The sequence below is a fragment of the Solibacillus sp. FSL R5-0449 genome (genome assembly GCF_037975215.1).
Lineage (GTDB): Bacteria > Bacillota > Bacilli > Bacillales_A > Planococcaceae > Solibacillus.
Window position 1 is genome coordinate 2,824,309 of the sequence record NZ_CP150239.1, and the last position, 18,647, is coordinate 2,842,955.

An 18,647-nucleotide genomic window follows, 5' to 3' on the forward strand; every position below is an offset into this window, starting at 1 on the left:
ACGAAGAAAGGTTTTTTGCATCACTAAAAAAGTGCCAGGCACAGTTACACTAGGAACATAGGAGCTTTTCAGCTAGCTCCTCTTATGATAGTCGATCTGAAATTGTCTGGACGGCATCCATAAATACTTTAACAAATGCTTCGCGATATACATCATGCAGTATATGTACGTTTGGTTTATTGCCTGTTGAATTGTGTAAATCTACGACTGTTGCACCTGCTGTAATACCCTCTGTCGACATTTCTACATAGTAGTCTGTTCCTTTGAAAAACTCAGGATGTAGTAAATACATGAAGGCAGAAACGTCATGGAAGCGGAGCACCTCGGCGTAATGCGGCTCACTAAAAGGTGTTGGTTTCGCTACGTCCAAATAATACGTCACAAGATCATAAGCCTTTTGGGCAAACTCAGTACCAATGTCTAGAATTTTTTCCGCCTCAGTTTGCGTGACGAATGCTTTGTGGGTCACATCTAACCCGCACATGCTCATCGGTACGCCTGATTGCATCACAATTTGAGCGGCATGCGGATCTACAAAGGCGTTAAATTCGGCAACGGCTGTTTTATTGCCACCTTGAGCTGCGCCACCCATCCATGAAATAGTTTCAATGTTATCCTTTACTTCTGGGTGAGCGAGTAATAACGCTCCGACATTTGTTAAAGGACCTGTCGCAACAATCGTTACCTTCTCCTCACTCGCTAAAATCGTTTCACGCATAGCTGCAACTGCCGGACGGACATTTGTCGGTACTCCCACTTTCGGAAACTCTACTTTTCCAAACCCAAATGCACCATGAATTTCCTCTGCAACTTCAAGCTTTCGGAACATCGGCTGCTCAAGCCCTCGTGCAATCGTCACGTCTTCTTTAATGTAATTTAAAAACGCATGTGCATTGTAATTCGCCTTACTTTGCGAAATATTTCCAGATGCAGTCGTTACTAAACGAATATCAAAAATATCCTTATTGGCAAATGCTACTGTTAGCATCATTGCATCATCAATACCTGGATCTGTGTCAATAATTAGCGGTCGTCTTATCATGCTGTATTCACCTAATTCTTTCATTTATAGTCTCAGTATTAGATTGCCATAACCACTGTGGTAATTAAAGCAAAAAAGTATATCCTGATAAAATTAAGATTTACTCAGGTTTAATTTTCTATATCCTTATGTCGAGAAAACTCGATGAGCATTAAGTCTTCTGTATCCTTCTCGATTTTTTCTATATCTGGACGATCCCAGTCCCCTCCGAAATACTTTTCTTTATCCAGTATATAATGAAGCTTCGTATACTCCGCCTTTTGTATTAATTGAAGAATATACCCTACCCGATCCATCATGTACTTATTTAAAGCCATCATATCTTTATTAGACAGTTGGCTAATGACTTCTAATGGTCTATTTTGAGGAATCTTTGAGTACTCATCATAACCATATTTACCAGTATGCATATTCCATATCTACTAACTCATCCATGAATTGTCGATCAAGCTTTTTAATACAAATTCGACATATTCTTGTCTTTATTTTTAATTTTGTCTAATATATCATCTTTCCCTCTACTCTAGTACTACAACTGTTCAATTCACACTCAAAAATTAATGGTGAGTGATCACTAACGCTCAGATATTCTCCAATTTCACCAATACTAAAATTCCTAATGTACGGTACAAATTCTTTAGAAACTAAACAGTAATCTATATGGAAAGGTTTTTCTAAATTTTGATGATGATAGTAAGTATATTCGCTCTCCATACCATACTCCTCTTGATTAATATGGTGATAGCAACTAGTTAAATTATAGCTATTAAATAAGTCAATAATTTTATTATATCCACTCTTACCACCTAAACCTGAATAACTTGAAGTTACTCTCTTTTCAAGATTAAAATCACCCATAATAATTACTGGGCTATTCTTAATAAGATTTTCATATTCAATAAATGCATTATATAAAACTTTTCCATAAGAAGCTGAAGGCATTCTCTTAGTCCAAACGGCAATAAGTGTAAAATTTTCTCTTCCACTCACTTTAATAGGTATAATCCATTCATACTTTATATCTTCTACTAACAATTCCAGTTTATAGTCTTTTGAAAAGGTAAACACACCTACTCCTAATCCTCTTACCTTCCCTTCCCCTATCCATAAACAATCTTCAAATTGAAAATCTTTTTCTGATTTTTGTGGATTTTGTACTTCTTGAAGTATGGCAATATCAGGTGCTAAATTAGATATTCTTCTAATTTTTTCAATATTATTTAAGCCATTCTTAACATTCCATGAAATAATTTTCATTGTTTTTCCCCTTGTTCTAAATAGTGTAATATCCCATCACATTATTGCCAAATTTAACCACATTAAATTGTACTCATAAATAGATAAAAACGCAATATCAAATGATATTGCGTTTATTAATCTTACTATTATATATAAATCAAAACGGTACATCTTTTAATGTTGCTAAAATATAACTCATTAAATCAACTTGGTAATTTTTGTATTTCACATCAAGCCTATTGCCGTCCCATTTTTCACGAAATACTTCTTCAATTAGTATTTCCATTCCACCCTCAGCATAGTTTTCTAGAACTTTACGAGCTTCGGCATGGAATTCAGAATCATTGAAACGCTCTAAGTCTTTACCCTTATTTTCATCATTTAAAATCAGTGTATATATTAAATTACGCTCATCTAATGAGAAATAATTTGAACGGAATTCACGGCTTCTTTCAACTACTGGCGATAGTTTACCAGACTTTGCGCCAATTGCTGCGCAAATCAAAAATAAGGAATGATACTTCATATCATATGTGTTCGAGAAAAATGTATAAATATGTTCATATTTTTTACTCGTGTACATTATAATTTGCTTATCACCTAAAAAGTCCATTACTTATAGCCCCCTTGTAGTTAGAGCTGCGTGTAACTCTACTTGTTCAATTTCTGCATCCATCACATCTCGTTGTACAATTCGATAAAATTTACCCAACTTATTATTGTCTTTAAATACGCGTTCTTCATTCACCGTTAACTCAGTATCAGTTAATAATAGAACCCATTGTGATGCTAATGTTGGAATATTAATAATAAGCTGATCGCGGTTATTTGCACTTAAGCGGTTAAATGGTGAGTCCATAAATAGCGGGAAGTTAATTAATATATTATCGCCACTTGCAATTTGCGCGAGTGCCGTAATGAACGCTAACGCTACAATTTGGCGCTGACCTTGTGAAATATCTTGTGTAATATCAATATCATCGTGTCCGATAATCTCAATCTCAAACTTATCATTAATGTTAATTTTTTGAATTAAATTAATATCTTTACGATCAATTAAGCGTTTGAAAATATCAGTTGTTAAGTCACTTAAATTGTATCGCATTGTCGAACTGAATTCTTCCGTAATTTCTTTCACATTTTTACGAATTCTTTCGATATAGTCTAAAACCTTGGAATCAAAAGCAAGTGTTTGATTGTTTTTAAACATATCGGAAAGCTCGACTTCAAGTCGCTCTAATTGTTTTTCAGCTTCATCAATAGCATCTTTGACACGAGCAATTTGAATACGAGTTAGACTTTCTTTTTCGCGTTGTGTTTCTAGTGCATTTTTAATTTCTTCTAAATGTACTTCAGCACCTGCTCTTGAACCAATTTCTTTTTCAACCATCTCAATATCTCGAGCAATCTCTTTACGCTCTATATCTTTTTCACGTATTTTACGGAGTAACTTAACCATCTCTTGCTCGGAAGTGTCATAAGTATTCTGCTTTTCCGTAATTAAGTTTTTAATAGAACTTGAAATTGTGACAAGCTCGGAACGACGATAGTTTTCACGTAGTGATTGTACATATAACATATTTTCCTTATGTACGCTTAGATCATTATCACAGCAAGCACAACGACTTTGTTTTAATGAAAGATCTAATACATCTGATGGAACTATACTACCTTGATCAATTGTCAACTGCTCTAAGTAATTTGTGACATTTGGGAATGTAGCGTTAAGTAATAGAAACGATGCTTCATTACGAAGCTTGCCAACTACTTGTCCTTTTAAGTCATCTAAATATTCTACTTTAGAAGCCAGATTTTCACGTAATCCTTTTAACTGATCTTGTATACGGCGGATATCTTCATTTTGTGATAACTGAAGCTCATAATGGGTAATTAATTTCTTACATTCATTTTGTTCAATTAATAACTGTTGTTGAATCACTTTTTGTTGATCGATTTCAGACTTTTTCACTTCAATTTCTTTTTCTTTACTTTCGATATCTGTGTTTCCAGCGTTATCTATAATTTGCTTTTTTTCAGAGCGGTGTAAAGTTTCAATTATATTATGAGCTTCTTCTAAGTTGTTAATTTGTAAGAGCTTCGAAATAGCTGTCCGTACCTCTTTTTTTACTTCATCAGTCGTTTTCGCCAACGTGTCAATTTTTTCAGCGTCAAATAAGAAGAAGTCTTTAATTTCTTCATCTAAAATTTCATTCATTTTTGCACGAACTGTAACTTCATTATCAAAAGTTTGGGCACCGTAATTTCCATTTTCATCAAACATAACTAACTTTACGTAATCAAAACGTTCTTCGATACGGTCACCACGTTTAATTCCTTTTAAAGCTCGCGTAATTTCGAATTTACGTCCTAAATGTTCAAACGTAACTGTTACAGAGGTTTCAACTGGTCGCTTTGAATCCTCTAATAAGCGGAAACTAGCTAAGTGTACAGGCTCTTTCGGGTTATCTTGCTGAATATGTGTACTTCCATATAATGCATACATTAACGCTCTAAAAAGACCGGTCTTCCCTTTACCATTCTCTCCGAAAACAATCGTAATATTTTTTTCACCTAATGCAAATTCAATTGTTTGCTTGCCCATGTATTGACGAAAGTTTTGGAGTTCCATTTTTAAAAGTATCATCGTTTCATTTCATCTCCTTTGCTACATGCTCTCGTATGTTAGTACGCAGCGCATTACGAACCTCATCCTTTTGTGTCACTTGCTCCACATCTTGTAATAATTTCATAAGAAATGAACGATTCGGTTCCTCTAAATCATTAATACGTTTCAATAACTCCGAATTAATCATAATTTTCGTATTCCTCCTTCATTGCGTAATACACATCCCACGGTTTCATATCCATCAAATGGTTTAGGTTATATGGTGAAATGTACGGTAATATCGTATTTTTTGCATGTGATGGCGTGATGGAGCTATTCGCAAATTCCGCAAAGCGAGGTAACTCTTTACGTGCCACAGATGTGAATGATGAATCATCAGTATCTTTTGGCAATACAATAAAATCGTAAATTTCTGCAAGCACTTTACCATCGTATGTTCGTAAAATTCTTCCTCGACGTTGAACGAATTCTCGAGGATTTGAGGTGCTAGATAAAAAATAAGCTGTCTTCGTACTCGGTACATCTACACCTTCATCTAAACATTTGATTGCTACTAAAATTTGAATATCACCTGCAGCAAAACAATTTAAAATTTCTTTACGTTGCTTATTTGGTACTGTTGAATCAAACTTGTGAACCTTTAACCCAAGACTAGCTAACATACGTGTTATTTCATTTACTTGTCCATCTGCACAATATACAATCGAATGTGAGATGGTTTCAATACCCTTTTTTTCTAACAATTCTATTAAACGTGGAATTTTTTGTTCTGCTTTACTTAAAATTTTGGCACGGCGTCGATTCAATACGCTTAAATGCTCCTCGTCCTTATTCTTACTATTAAAATATTGAATAATTTGGCGAGTAAGTTTCATGTACTTTTGCATTTCTGTATCAGTCAAATCAATCACTTGAGGATGATATTTATAAGGCGTTAACTTATTTGCCAAAATTGCTTGGTCTAACGTGTATTCATAAACGACACCATTGAAATAATCTTTCAAAAAGTGAGTACCTGTTTCATCCCACCAGCGATCTGGGGTTGCAGAAAGGCCTAATCTCGCTTCAATGCTAGTATATGGTAAGTTTCTAAATCCAGAAGCCCCCATGTAGTGGCACTCATCCGCAATTAAAAAGCTATTTGATTGAAGCTTAGCTACTTGTTCATAAAACAACGGATTCATCGCTGTATCATACGTCGTAATTACAACCTCAAAATCACTTATTCCAATATTAAAATTGCGTACAACATACGCTAGTTCATCTTTCCATTTAGCTGTGGATTCATAACATAACAATGGAAACTCAATATTAAATTTCGAACTTTCTTCCTTCCATTGATCTACCAAATGCTTAAATGGTGCAAATATAACACAAAAGACTCGTCCATTTTTTTCACGATAAGATTGCATCGCTAGCAAGCTTGTAATCGTTTTGCCAGTACCAGTAGCCATTTCTAAAATGCCATTCCAGTTGTTTTCGGTAAATTTTTTGATAGCTTTTTTTTGATAATCGTGTGGTTGTGGTCCTTTTAGCTTTACATCACGAATGGGTGGTAGCGTTGACTTGCGATAAGTTAAAATATAATCTTTTAACCTTTCGTTCATTTCTTTTATGATAAGTCCGTTAGTTTGATCATTCCATAATTTTTCAAAATCCTCAACAGCTGCATCTATACGATGTGTATCATGCGGTGGTAGAAAAACATCTATTTTTTCAAAGTTTTCTGAAATACCACCAACTGTTTCGTTAGCAGAGCCGGAAAATAAAACCACGTTATCTTCTATGTCTTTAAAAAGTCCAAATTTTTCGTGATACAATGCATTATTTTCAGTAAATGCTATTTTAATTTCCAGCTTCTCCTCGTAAATAAGCCAAGCTAAAATATTAAGCGTATCGTCTTCAATATTTTTAGCTGTTATTTCTAACTCCTTTAAAAGCTTTCTTTCAATAATATCTTTCTTCGCTTGATAACCGTTTGCAATCGCATCTATATCTTGCTTTGTTAAATGAGGGTTAGCAATAATACGCACCCTACCTCCGTTATACAAGAAAAACTCGAGACCTTGAGCAATGAGCTTTAAGCTTTCGCTCGTAAAATAACCCGCTGCACGATCGTATTTTACACTTTCCCTTAAGCATTTTTCATAAAAATCTTTATATAGCTTTTCATTATCTGAACGGTATTTATATTTCAATGATAGATCCAACAAGCTCAAAAGCTACACCTCCAGTAGTTTTATAAAGCCATATTCATTAAATTCAAACAGTGGACTCGTTTTAATCGCATACGGCATACTTGGAGCATGCGTAAGCTTTTTTAACTTTAAAAACCTTGAAACATCTGCTTCATGATAATTCCCATCATATTCTTCTCGGATTAGTTTATAAGCTAATTCATCAATTGACGTAATTGATAAGTTTGGATTGATAATTAAAAGCTTGTTATAGCGATAATCCCTTGTAGTATCAATAACTATATAACCAATTTTTTTCGCTAAAGCTGCTAATAAATTCGGTTGCCACTGATATTCTGAGATTTCCGTTAAGCTACTAAAACCGATTAGATCGTAAACTGAAATATAATCCTGTTCAGTTAACACCTTTTTAAAATACTCTTTTACTTCCTGTAAAATATCTTCAGTAATATTTAACATATTACTATTAATGTATTTCACCGAAGTATATGGGTAAAAATATTTTTTTTCCTGTAAATCACTAATTACGGATGTATAACTACTTTCTGAATAACCTTTTTCTTTTAAAAAGCTCACTAAGTCACGACGTGTTAGTATCTCAGGAAACTCTTTGAAAATCGCTTCCTCAATTACAGTAATTTCAGATTCTAATGTATATATAAATTGATGGAATCCGCGGAATTCTGGCATTAAGACCTTTAAAATTGAAGCAAAATCATACAGTTTAATAATATTTTTTTCCGCTAATATCGCACTCATATCACTATCAAATTCCATTTCATACATTAAATCTTGTGTATATATATATTCCTCAGTGATAAAGTTTCGAGTAAATGTACGCATTTGATCAAGCTCTGTATGAGTAAAGTTGTATGAACTAAATAACCTTACACCATAATTATTATTTTCTAATTCAACTAATATAAATTCTGGGTCACGGCCAACTAACTGTTCAAGCTTATATGAAGGCCAATGTAATAGTTTTAAAATATCACTTTTAAGCAACACATTATTATTTTTCCTTAAAAGATTGGTTAACACTTCAGATGCATTTTCCACCTTTACATCTAACTTTGTAATACTTAGCGTGTTCCCTCGTCCTATCTGATATTGACCACTAAAATGATGTTGAATGATACTATACAAAAATAACGGTGAAGTGATAGCATAACTATTCCATGTTTCACAGTGCTTTTTATATAGTGTACTTGCTGTCGTAGTATTCATTGTACTTAATAAATCATTTAATTTTGATTCTATGTCTACAATAATATGTTGTTGTAATAAGTCTAAATCTTTATAGACAAAAGTATTCGGATCAACTAATACAATATTTTCTGTATCTCTTATACGTGCAATCGCTGCACGTTTACCATTTTCAAAAATAATGCCGAACGTTTTTTCCATCAAAATATTTAGCCTTGTAAAATTTTCATCTGTCAGCTCATATGGTTGCTCGTTTAATTTGTATTTAAAAAGATATTTAATAAGATGAGGCAGTTTTACATTTTTATAAATATAAATATCATTTTGTCGTCTATATGAGATATTTTTTAGAGTAAAGTCTAGTTTTCCTAACGTTACTTCAAATAGCTTATTTTCATTTATTTTTTTTAAAAGTTTATCAGCAAAAACAATTACTTTATCGTCACCTTCATACGTATTTACTATTTGTATAATGTAATTATTTAACTCAACATCAACCATAATATTGTTGCGAACTTCAAACGATTTAGAATTATTAATATAATAACGAATGATTATTTCAGAATTTTCATTCTCAGTTAAATTAGAAATAATTCTATCAAGCAATACTAATTCCTCTTGAAGTAAATATACTCGTATATATTCGTCAATCTTTAAAAGTTGTAATCGATTAAAAATTTTGTTTACTGCTCTTTTCTCAATTTGACGCACTCGTTCTCGTGTTACATTAAATTCTGTACCAACTTGCTCTAATGTATTGTTTAGACTACGTAATTTTAGTATTGAAATTTCTCTATCTATTAAACTTTCTGCAATCGCTGCAATAGCTTGCTTAACGGGTTTATGTACTTCCATTCGAGCAAATAATTCACTCAATAAAAAATCCCATTCTTCATCTTGGACTATTTCATATAAATGACTTTCTCCATCCATTTCTTCCTGATGATTTAATTTAATTCCTAAAATTTCAACTAATACATTCCATTTAAAATACATTAGTTCTTCGTAAACAGGGAGTGCCAAAATTTGCTCACGTAATTTCGCAGCTTTTATTTTAGCAATCTTATATTGCGCATTTTCTTTAAGCTCAGGTAGCTTTAAATGAAAATCTTCTATTTTTTCATTAATGTAATAATAGTTTTGTTTAGCATAAATATCATTTATAAATGATAAATAAGAAATATTATTTGCTTCTAAAATCATCTTTAAATCATTTTCACAGAAATATTCAATTCTACTTTCAAGTGTATTTAAATGAACTGTATTATTTAAAGTTTTCGTAATTCCTACTTTTACTGCACGTTGTTGAAGATCGTAATAGCGTGAAGTTACATATGAAGCTTTCATTCTCCCTACACCTAATTGCATACTATACGTTTGAATAATGTCAAGATTTATATCAGAAATTTTTGTAATATTATTTTGTGCACAATACTTAACAAACAACTTAAATTTACCACCGAAAAATAGTTCCTGAATCGGAACATCATTTAAAGATCCATAATCATATTGTTCTTCAGGTATTTGTTTTTCAACAATATTAAATTGATCAATAGGTTTTTGATCTTCTACACTTTTTTGAGCCAATGCATCTGTTACTCCACTTGTTATTTTATTCAACTTCCCTTGCATATGAACAATTTCGAATTGAGAATCCTTTAAATATTGTGTAATTAACTCTGAATTTTTCTTTACTAAATGTGCAATACCTTCAATTGTTATATAATTAAAAAACAAATCTGATTGAACATTATAGCGCCGTATTAGATGGTTGATGCCAATCACATCAGTATTTAGTTGAATAAAATTTTGATTGTCATTATATACTCTTACATAATGCATAGGCTCAAATACTTTTGCTGGAAAAAAGTTGTTCTGAATCGACTTTTCAAATGAAAATCCTCGTAGAATTAGTTCATCACGAATATCAAAAAAAAGATTTAGATCTTCCTTATATACTTTACGTAATTCATTTAACCAATCTTCTGTATGTAAAACTTTAGTCAATGTGCTCCCTTTAATATCTTCTAATTTAAAATATTCTGGCACGATTAAATGTTCATAATTCATTTCTTTACTCCCATCCACTCATTATAGGGAAATATGCCCCTCCCAGTAAAAATAAAGTTTTTAGAATGTCCTTTAAAATTTAATCTCATACATCTTTGTAATAACCGATGGAAGAAGACAGATACTAATTTATAATATCATATTTATTTTTACACTAGTCTTTATTTATCAATAAAAAGTTAAATAACATATAATTTTACACAAATAATCATTTAGAATAACACTACTTTTGAAGCATTTCTTATTAAATTATTATAGTAATTAGATTTCCACTATAGGAGGATATCTTTCCATAAAAATCTTTCTCAAAATATCGAGAAAGCCCTAATTTATACTAGGGAATGGACTAAAAAAAGGAAGCGATCCTGCTCTTGCAGTTATTTCAGCTGCTGCATTTATAATTAAAAATGGACGGAAATAAAGTTGAAGTGCATGACGTAGCATGCACCTCTTTAGTTCAATATTAGGAATAACTAAACCACTTCCGCCAAAACGAATTATTACTACTTTCATTAATAAACGCCATAAAAATTTCCTTATTTAAGATTAATACAGTGTTATCCTCCAATATACTCTCTGGCGGCAAGTAGTTGATAATTTCCTCACGCTCTCGCTTCGTACGTTTTCCCAGCACTTCGCTACGGACATACACTGTATTATCATTTCGGACATCAAAAGCCTCTTTGTTGCTTATAAATAGTTCACGCCAAATCTTCTTTCCACGTTCATTATAATCATCAAACTTTTGAGTAGAGAACCATTTCGGTAATTCCAACTCGCATTCTTCATGATATTCCTTAAATATTTCACGTGCGATAAATAAGTAGTCTTCAGACGTATAAAACACGTCATGATGCTTAATCCGGTCCGCTAATCGGTCTGTAAAATCCTGATATAGCGTAGAATTTACTTCACTCATAATATCACCTAAAAACTTGCTTGATTCGGCTTGTTTCTGTTTATCAAATGTATTATCAATTTGAAGATAGTATATACGCGAAATTACTTGGGCAGTCGCATCAAAGTTTGTCGTATTCGTCGTACAAATGAATACAGGATGTTTGCTGTCTAAGTTGTTCGTCATATCTTTAATTAAACGTTCGCCTTTATCCGCTGCTGTACTTGTAAAAAATTTTGAATCTACTTCGTCTACAAGAATCGGATTTACGTTGGAAGTATAAAACAAATCAACAATCATATTTTTCTTATTAATTTGTTCATAGGATAAATAGGATTGGGTGTTCCCAAGTAATAAATTAATAAACTCTAATGCAGAAGTTTTTCCTGAGCTTGTTCTACCCGCTAATACTAAAAATAATGGGATATTGCGACGTACACTTTCTCTCCCTTCTTCTAATACATAATGATCGCGTATTTTCCAAATGTGTGCGGACATAAAAGCATACAAAATCGCCTCAAAAATACGGGTTTGCGTATCAGTCGAACTTTGCACCGTGTAAGTTTTATAAGCCTCTATAAACGCATGAATGAGTTTTAACTGTTCACTTAGTGCCTCTTTAGTCGTACGCTTTGAAAATAAAAACATATTTTCCCCTTCAGCCTTTTTGTATAGAAGGTGATTGCTGTCTTTATATTCAATAAAACCGCGTGTATCCACTTCTTCCGTACGTTTATTTAATCTAGAAAGTTTGCTTTTAATTGTTATACTTTTCTTATCTAATTGAGCTGGCGGTAAAATAATATGATTCCCTGTTTTGCGGTCTTTTTTCGTAATAACCTCAATGAGTTGCTTTACACTTTCTATTTGTTCTGTATTTAAATTGGCATGCAGTGATGCTTCCGCCAATTCTTCAATTTGTACTTCTGTAAATTCCGTATATACTTTGCCGCTCGTTACCTCTTCTAATAGCGCTTCAAACAATTGATCTGAATCTGCTACATTTATCGGCTCACCAATAAAGTTATGCTTGTATTTCTCAGGTACAAAGTCAACCGTTTCCTCATAAATTTCATTGAAACGTCGATCATATAGCTCAAACAGTGGCGAGTTATCGAATACTAATAACTCTTCATATTGCTTTCGTTGGCTAAATGCTTGTTCTGTAAAATTCGCTGAACCTAGCATGACACGTTTATCTTCCTTGCCATCTAACAAATAAATTTTGGAGTGAATCGGATCATTTTTCTTTGAATAGCGCACTTGATATCGTTCAGCCCGGATACGCTCCTGCACTTCTTCCGGTAAGCTTTGAAACAAATTAATCCGTTCATCAATCGCGAGTAAAGCTTGAAGCCCTGTAATGAATGACCCAGCTACATGACCATCCTCAATCCCAAGTATTAGTTGAATTTCTTCAAAATCCTTCGTCATCTTAAAGAAAAATTTTGGAGATGCCACAAATGAAACAGCACGAATTCTCGTAAATTTTGATACATCAAATAATTCATCTAACGCCATGTCTTTCGCTTCATTATCCTTTACAACATACAAGAAACGATTCGTTTTTACTTCTTCTATTGCAAATAAACTAAACTGTTCATTTGATTTCATTTAAGCACCTCTTCTAAATTTTCGCGAATACTAACTCTGTATATTTAAATGGGTTAACTAATGTATCATTACAGCTCCCGTAAATATAAAAACCTACTTTATTCAAGGATTTAATTTCCTCATCAAACTTATCGATTAAAAACTGACGATCATCTTGTTCTACAAAATCGAATACTTCCATCATTTCCATAATCGTTTGCATAAACTCTTCAATTATCCAGACTTCACGTTCAGACAATTGACCAGCTGGGTCAGGATTATACTCGAGATGATTACAATGAATTAAAAGATGAGCCAAGTCTCTCCCTGTATTCACATTAGGTTTATTAATACTACGATGCTCACTTAAAATTTCATCTGGATTGGCTTCCGTGAAACTTATATTAAGTACTTGGCATATGTGTTTTAAGTACGGGCTATGTCTCACCTCGTTGTTTTCAATTCTCCTAACTGTTCGTACATCAACATGTGCTCGCTCGGCTAATTGTTCTTGGGATAAATTTGCTTCAAGTCTTCTTTGTTTTAACATATCACTTATGAATTTCTCCATATCGGAACACCCCCTACTTCAACTATATTTATTTCATTATTTCTTGAACAGGACACATGGCGGACAAGTTGATATTTTATTATCAAGTCAATTATTAAAATTTTAGGATATAAAGTTAAAGAAGGTAAAGAAACCCTTATGGCTTCACTACCTTCTAAAGATGCTTGATAAATATTATTCTGGCATATACATCTTCTGTAATGGTAACAATGCTCTAGTATCATTTGGCATCAATTCATACCACTCAATGATTAACTGTACTAATTCCTCTAAATCGATTAGCTTAACAGAATTTTGCCTTGCTACAATCATGGCTTGTGAAGTAAATCCACCGGTAGAGACAAATAGACAATTTGCTTTTAATGGATTTGCACCTAATAATTGTTGAATTTCAGGTGACCCAGCTGTGGATTTACGAAGCTTTACTTGTACTTTAATAATAGGTTGCTCAAAACCAAAAGCATCTTTATACGCTAGAATGTCCACGCCTCCATCTGGACCTTTAGGACTTATCCTGACATTATATTTCAACGCTTGTAGTAATCCACCGATCTAATCTTGCATTTGCCATGGGTCAAGTTTATCTACTTTATCTTCAATCATAAGTCGAGCTTTACTCTTTAAATCTTCAATGACTACAGCTTCATCATCTGGAATCTCATCAGGTACATCATTCGATGACGGGTTATGTAACAATCCTTCAATTTCAGCCCCCCATTGGTCTACTCTAAAAACAGTCAATACAGATCCTAAACTATTCTTAGCAGCTTGTGACAATTTATCTCGATCAATCGCATTACTTTCCCAATTAACATTCAATGTATTCGGGTATGGATTGTCATTAGCCCCATCATAATAATGTGCTTCAATAACACTTCCGATAATATATTCACGTTTTTCCTTCGAATAGGATATAATTCTATCACCTCTTTTAATTTCACTACTAAATCGCCAAACTTGGCTCACCCAACTTTATCTCGTTTGAGGCTTTTCTTCTGAATAAACTAAATCTGCATTAGACAGAAGTTGTTCTTTAGTTGAATAAATTTTTGGATTACCTAAATCGGGCCACCCGATTGATACAATCTGTTGCCGTAACCAAAGAGGGATTAATTCATTGTTGTCCCCTGCTCTTACCATCCACCACTTAGTCAAAATACATCTCCCTTTCTAATTTGAAAAGTCTTTAATAGGTAAATATTTACAATTAAATATTACCATTTTAACAAGCTTTATTACAGTACTAGTGATTCCAACATACTTATCCATTTATTTGAGTTAAGAAATCGCCCCAGGTTTCTTTGGTTAAAATGAAGCACATACTTCCTAGTTTTCTTTTACAACTTATTATTTCAAAATAGAATTATTGTCATCTCCCATCAATAAAATCCAGTGCTATTTCTTGTGTATTTCTCTGCCACATAATTCTTCTCTCATCTGCTGCTCATATCTCTTCTCGTAAGTCACTTCCATCTCATCCCCCTGTCCAAAAAAATATCCTCAATAAAAGATCTTTAAGATCTTAAAATCTTTTAAAAGAATTTAAAAAGATATATATTGTTGCGTTAAAACGCAACCGTATGATTTTTTTCTTTATGTTCCTTAGCATTATTCCAACCAAAAATATTATTTTACATAACTAGTCCCCTTTTTTGATTTCGAAGGACATATATAGGGCAAGACAGTAAAACAAAAATTGGAGGTTAGAACATGAAATTATTAGTGAACGAACAGCACTTACTTGTATCACCGAGCTTGTCAGCTCGAATCGGTATTCAGGAAGCGTTATTGCTTCAGCACCTTAGTTATCGATTAGAAACCGAAGGGGTTAGTAAAGAGGGATACATTTGGTATTGCCAAACTTACGAGGATTGGTCGAAGCAATGCTTCTTTTGGAACGTTCCGAAAGTCAGAAGACTGTTAAGAAAGTTGGAAAACTATCATATTATTGTTTCATCCAACAGATTTAATCGTTTCTATACAGACCGCACGAAATGGTACCGGATTAATTACGAAAAACTCAACGAACTGCTTCAAACAGAAATTTATAACCAAGGTGAGCTGTTTCCTGAAGAGCCAAAATTACCCGGGAAGAAAATAAAGAAACCAAATAACGAACACAACATGGAGATTGCAAACATCATTTACTACTTAAATGAAAAGGCCAAAAAGAATTTTAATGGTAGTTCTAAAACAAATATCCGACTTATCCAGGCTATTTTAAAAGAAGGCTACACAGTAGAAGATTGCTACTTAGTCATTGATGAACAAGTGAGAAACTGGAAAAATGATCCGCAGATGAATAAATATTTAAGACCGATCACGTTATTCAGACCAGGGAATTTTGAAAGCTATTTAAACGATGCCCTAACAAGACAGCAGGAAAATAATCTTGATTTTGAACCTGTCATACTCGATTTTGATGAAGGTGAATGCTATTGATTAAAAAGGAATTTTTGGAGCAGAGCATTTTAGCTACAATGCTTGAGGAAAACTACTTAATTATGGATAGCCAGTTGAAGCCGGAAATGTTCTACGGACAACACCACCGACAGCTTTTTATGCTGATGCAGCAGCTCGTAGTAGAAGGACACCCGGTCGATTACCTGACACTGAGCGCACGATTTGAACAGATGGAAACAATCGGCCTGTCCTATGTCACGGAGCTCATGATGTTTGCTGATGCGGAAAAATTTGATGATTATGCCCGACTATTACGAGAAATCTGGCGTGAACGACAAAAAGCCCAAATATTATTTCAGGCTGCTGAAGGAGATTGGGCGATTCCTCAAATTATCGAGCGGCTTGATCACACACAACTAGAAGGCAATCAAGTTGATACATCCATCACACAAGATTTGGTCGCGCTGCATAATCGCCCTTGGGAAGATGTCGAGACTCCCGGACTCATCGTCCCCCACATTCAGAGTCTTGCTTCCATAATCGATGGATTTCGACCAGGCGAATTGACGATTATAGCAGCGAGACCTTCAATGGGGAAAACCGATGTCATGAACAATATCGCCCTACAAGCTGGCTGGCAAGGACATTTACCGATTATCTTTTCGTTGGAGATGAGTAAAACCATTTTACTGAATCGACTTATTGCAACGACAGGTTACTATTCCAGACTTAAGATGCGCAACCCGAAACAGTATTTTTCAGAAGACCAGAAAAATAATTGGTTACATGTACTTGATAAGGTCAATAAGTCTTATATCCATTTAGATGACCGCAGTAGTTTAACAATGCCACAAATCAGAAGCCAGGCTCGTCGCATCATCCGCCAAAACCCAAACAAGACACCTGTAATATTAATCGATTACTTACAAATTATTCAGACGGATGGCGACCATGATTATCCGGCGATGGCAATGAGTAAAATCAGCCGTGCCCTAAAGCAAATGGCTAAAGAGTTCAACTGTCCGGTCATCTGCCTTTCACAGCTCAACCGCAATGTTGAAACGCGGAGTAATAAGCGACCTGTAATGAGTGACTTACGTGATTCCGGTTCTATTGAACAAGATGCAGACGTCATTATTTTACTGTATCGCAACTCGTATTACGAAACAGAAAAGACCGATTCCCCTGATTTACTGGAATTCATCGTTGCGAAAAACCGTAATGGTCCAACTGATACAGCAAAAGCAATCTATAACAAAAAAACAGGACATATTTGGACAAGGAGCGAAGTGAATGCCTAAAGTAAGCGTCTATAATCTATTATTAGAGATGATAAAACACGAAGAAAACTTCGGTGCCTACTGGATTTACCTTGCTTTAATGAAAGGCTATTTGCAAAAGGAAGATGACCCAAAGCGTATTTACGATGTACCTTTTACTGATGAAGAAATTGCTGAAATTAACGCAATGAATGAGCGAGATGTGCTCGGCATCAATCGGATTAAACTCTATGCAACAAATATTTCAGATAGTAAGTACGCCCTATATTTTGCAAGAACACCCTACGATGCTCAAATGCTGCATTCTAATATTTATGGCACCAAACCGACAAAATGGCACAGCATTTATAATCAGCATAAATACACGAGTATCCTCCATAACGAAACAAATGAGGAAATCTATCTGTTTATGTTGAAGGAGCGGGTAAAAAAATTCCCTTATTATATTGGGGAGGTTGTAGTAGAAAACAGTGCGAGCAGCGTTACAGTATGAATTAGAAAAATATAATAAGATTCCTCTGCAAATAGCCTGAAAATGTATTTTTGACGCATAAATTATCAAAATCGGATGATAGGATTGCTTAAAGTTTCTTCGTATAATTAAATATAATACAAATGAATGGAGGCATTAACTTGATTGGGTTAGAAAAATCAATTATTTATGAATTAGGTACATTTGAAGCCGAAGTCTATAGTGTTGAAGTTTTTAATTATGAGGAATTAATGATTTCCATTACTCTAAAAAAATTTATGGATCAGCAATATTCTGCAGAATATACTATTGAGATTGAAGATCGAATAATTAATGGAGCAACCGGAATCTTCTCTACTAAAGAACAAGCTTTATTTACTGCAGAGAAATTTATATTGGAGACTTTGCATAAATAAAAAATTAAAAATACTCTCACCAATTTCTTAATAATAGTGAGAGTATTTTTTAAAGTAGGAATTTACTATGAGTAATAAGATACTTAATATTCTTCTTATCGATTAAAGTTAACAGTTTATAATTTTCTATCTGTTGTATGCGATTTACCTGAACTAATAAAGTTTTTTACAGGAATTGATCTATCTTAAAACGTTGATTAAAAATCAATATGATCTAAGGCAAGTTGTGTTGCAATTAAATAGTCTAATAATTTAATGTCTTTTGCTTTTAGGTTTGTCACTACGTCTTTCACAGAAGTAATTTGGCAACGTCTATTAACATCAATTTGCCACCTGGTGCCATAACTGCCTTAACTTTGGTAGCATCTCCTTATCCTACCTCATTAAGATACATTCTTACTGCTTGTTATTAGCACTTACTGTTATAAGGGAAACCCAAAACGTGTGGAGTAATTTCACTCTGCCAGATCCCAAACGGAAAATTTATACTTCATTTCACCACATTCATTGAGTCTCAATAAAATCTTATTATGGAGACGGTGGGAGTCGAACCCACCATCTCGGAATGTTGTAAAATCAATACTTGCGGGGGCAATTGATTTTTTTGACTACGTTTTTGACTATTTTTAATTT

At 33.6% G+C, this 18,647-nt stretch carries 15 protein-coding genes and 1 pseudogene; 4 read left to right on the forward strand and 12 right to left on the reverse strand.

The genetic code is table 11. The annotated features are described in order from the left end of the window. Positions 1–82: 82 nt before the first annotated feature. From MKY27_RS14195 to MKY27_RS14250, 12 genes and pseudogenes are all read right to left on the reverse strand, one after another. Entirely contained in the window at positions 83–1,042 is a 960-nt protein-coding gene (locus tag MKY27_RS14195) for a nucleoside hydrolase (protein WP_339195920.1), read from the reverse strand. Between the two features lie 110 nt (positions 1,043–1,152). Continuing rightward, positions 1,153–1,452: a hypothetical protein gene (locus MKY27_RS14200; RefSeq protein WP_339195921.1), complete on the reverse strand. Its 300-nt coding sequence runs from the start codon at positions 1,450–1,452 to the stop codon at positions 1,153–1,155. Positions 1,453–1,540: 88 nt separating this feature from the next. After that, complete coding sequence (locus MKY27_RS14205) at positions 1,541–2,299, reverse strand: endonuclease/exonuclease/phosphatase family protein (RefSeq protein ID WP_339195923.1); 759 nt, start codon at positions 2,297–2,299, stop codon at positions 1,541–1,543. A gap of 139 nt (positions 2,300–2,438) precedes the next feature. After that, a complete protein-coding gene (locus tag MKY27_RS14210) occupies positions 2,439–2,894 on the reverse strand; it encodes a hypothetical protein (protein ID WP_339195925.1) in 456 nt (151 codons plus the stop codon). 3 nt (positions 2,895–2,897) lie between these two features. Continuing rightward, positions 2,898–4,925, reverse strand: a complete 2,028-nt coding sequence (locus tag MKY27_RS14215) for an AAA family ATPase (protein ID WP_339195927.1) — start codon at positions 4,923–4,925, stop codon at positions 2,898–2,900. A gap of 4 nt (positions 4,926–4,929) precedes the next feature. Beyond that, positions 4,930–5,094 carry a hypothetical protein gene (locus tag MKY27_RS14220; RefSeq protein WP_339195929.1) on the reverse strand — a complete coding sequence of 55 codons (165 nt, stop codon included), beginning with the start codon at positions 5,092–5,094 and terminating at the stop codon, positions 4,930–4,932. Next, on the reverse strand, positions 5,087–7,126 hold the full coding sequence (locus tag MKY27_RS14225) for a DEAD/DEAH box helicase family protein (RefSeq protein ID WP_339195931.1): 2,040 nt from the start codon (positions 7,124–7,126) through the stop codon (positions 5,087–5,089). The genes MKY27_RS14220 and MKY27_RS14225 overlap by 8 nt, the downstream gene beginning before the upstream one ends. Before the next feature lie 3 nt (positions 7,127–7,129). After that, positions 7,130–10,381, reverse strand: a complete 3,252-nt coding sequence (locus MKY27_RS14230) for a sigma factor-like helix-turn-helix DNA-binding protein (RefSeq protein WP_339195933.1) — start codon at positions 10,379–10,381, stop codon at positions 7,130–7,132. 463 nt (positions 10,382–10,844) lie between these two features. Beyond that, a complete protein-coding gene (locus MKY27_RS14235; protein ID WP_339195935.1) occupies positions 10,845–12,893 on the reverse strand; it encodes a phospholipase D-like domain-containing protein in 2,049 nt (682 codons plus the stop codon). Positions 12,894–12,906: 13 nt separating this feature from the next. Continuing rightward, positions 12,907–13,443 (reverse strand): helix-turn-helix transcriptional regulator, encoded by a 537-nt coding sequence (locus tag MKY27_RS14240; protein ID WP_339195936.1) that lies wholly within the window; start codon positions 13,441–13,443, stop codon positions 12,907–12,909. Positions 13,444–13,617: 174 nt separating this feature from the next. Further along, positions 13,618–14,409, reverse strand: a pseudogene (locus MKY27_RS14245) (restriction endonuclease). 6 nt (positions 14,410–14,415) lie between these two features. Next, on the reverse strand, positions 14,416–14,598 hold the full coding sequence (locus MKY27_RS14250; RefSeq protein WP_339195938.1) for a hypothetical protein: 183 nt from the start codon (positions 14,596–14,598) through the stop codon (positions 14,416–14,418). 555 nt (positions 14,599–15,153) lie between these two features. Here MKY27_RS14250 and MKY27_RS14255 point away from each other — a divergent pair. The 4 genes from MKY27_RS14255 to MKY27_RS14270 all read left to right on the forward strand — a co-directional run bounded on the left by MKY27_RS14255 (position 15,154) and on the right by MKY27_RS14270 (position 18,014). Further along, positions 15,154–15,885, forward strand: coding sequence for a conserved phage C-terminal domain-containing protein (locus MKY27_RS14255; RefSeq protein ID WP_339195940.1), 732 nt, complete (start codon positions 15,154–15,156; stop codon positions 15,883–15,885). Next, positions 15,882–17,147, forward strand: coding sequence for a replicative DNA helicase (locus MKY27_RS14260; protein ID WP_339195942.1), 1,266 nt, complete (start codon positions 15,882–15,884; stop codon positions 17,145–17,147). The genes MKY27_RS14255 and MKY27_RS14260 overlap by 4 nt, the downstream gene beginning before the upstream one ends. Then, on the forward strand, positions 17,140–17,619 hold the full coding sequence (locus tag MKY27_RS14265; RefSeq protein WP_339195943.1) for a hypothetical protein: 480 nt from the start codon (positions 17,140–17,142) through the stop codon (positions 17,617–17,619). Before MKY27_RS14260 ends, MKY27_RS14265 begins: the two co-directional genes overlap by 8 nt. A gap of 140 nt (positions 17,620–17,759) precedes the next feature. Then, the gene (locus MKY27_RS14270) at positions 17,760–18,014 is read left to right on the forward strand and encodes a hypothetical protein (RefSeq protein WP_339195945.1); all 255 of its coding nucleotides are present in this window, start codon (positions 17,760–17,762) and stop codon (positions 18,012–18,014) included. The last annotated feature ends 633 nt before the right edge of the window (positions 18,015–18,647 follow it).

Excerpts from the sequence above, each read along its gene's own strand:
- MKY27_RS14195 (WP_339195920.1), bottom strand. The coding sequence starts at position 1,042 with ATGATAAGACGACCGCTAATTATTGACACAGATCCAGGTATTGATGAT.
- MKY27_RS14200 (WP_339195921.1), bottom strand. The coding sequence starts at position 1,452 with ATGCATACTGGTAAATATGGTTATGATGAGTACTCAAAGATTCCTCAA.
- MKY27_RS14205 (WP_339195923.1), bottom strand. The coding sequence starts at position 2,299 with ATGAAAATTATTTCATGGAATGTTAAGAATGGCTTAAATAATATTGAA.
- MKY27_RS14210 (WP_339195925.1), bottom strand. The coding sequence starts at position 2,894 with ATGGACTTTTTAGGTGATAAGCAAATTATAATGTACACGAGTAAAAAA.
- MKY27_RS14215 (WP_339195927.1), bottom strand. The coding sequence starts at position 4,925 with ATGATACTTTTAAAAATGGAACTCCAAAACTTTCGTCAATACATGGGC.
- MKY27_RS14220 (WP_339195929.1), bottom strand. The coding sequence starts at position 5,094 with ATGATTAATTCGGAGTTATTGAAACGTATTAATGATTTAGAGGAACCG.
- MKY27_RS14230 (WP_339195933.1), bottom strand. The coding sequence starts at position 10,381 with ATGAATTATGAACATTTAATCGTGCCAGAATATTTTAAATTAGAAGAT.
- MKY27_RS14235 (WP_339195935.1), bottom strand. The coding sequence starts at position 12,893 with ATGAAATCAAATGAACAGTTTAGTTTATTTGCAATAGAAGAAGTAAAA.
- MKY27_RS14240 (WP_339195936.1), bottom strand. The coding sequence starts at position 13,443 with ATGGAGAAATTCATAAGTGATATGTTAAAACAAAGAAGACTTGAAGCA.
- MKY27_RS14255 (WP_339195940.1), top strand. The coding sequence starts at position 15,154 with ATGAAATTATTAGTGAACGAACAGCACTTACTTGTATCACCGAGCTTG.
- MKY27_RS14265 (WP_339195943.1), top strand. The coding sequence starts at position 17,140 with ATGCCTAAAGTAAGCGTCTATAATCTATTATTAGAGATGATAAAACAC.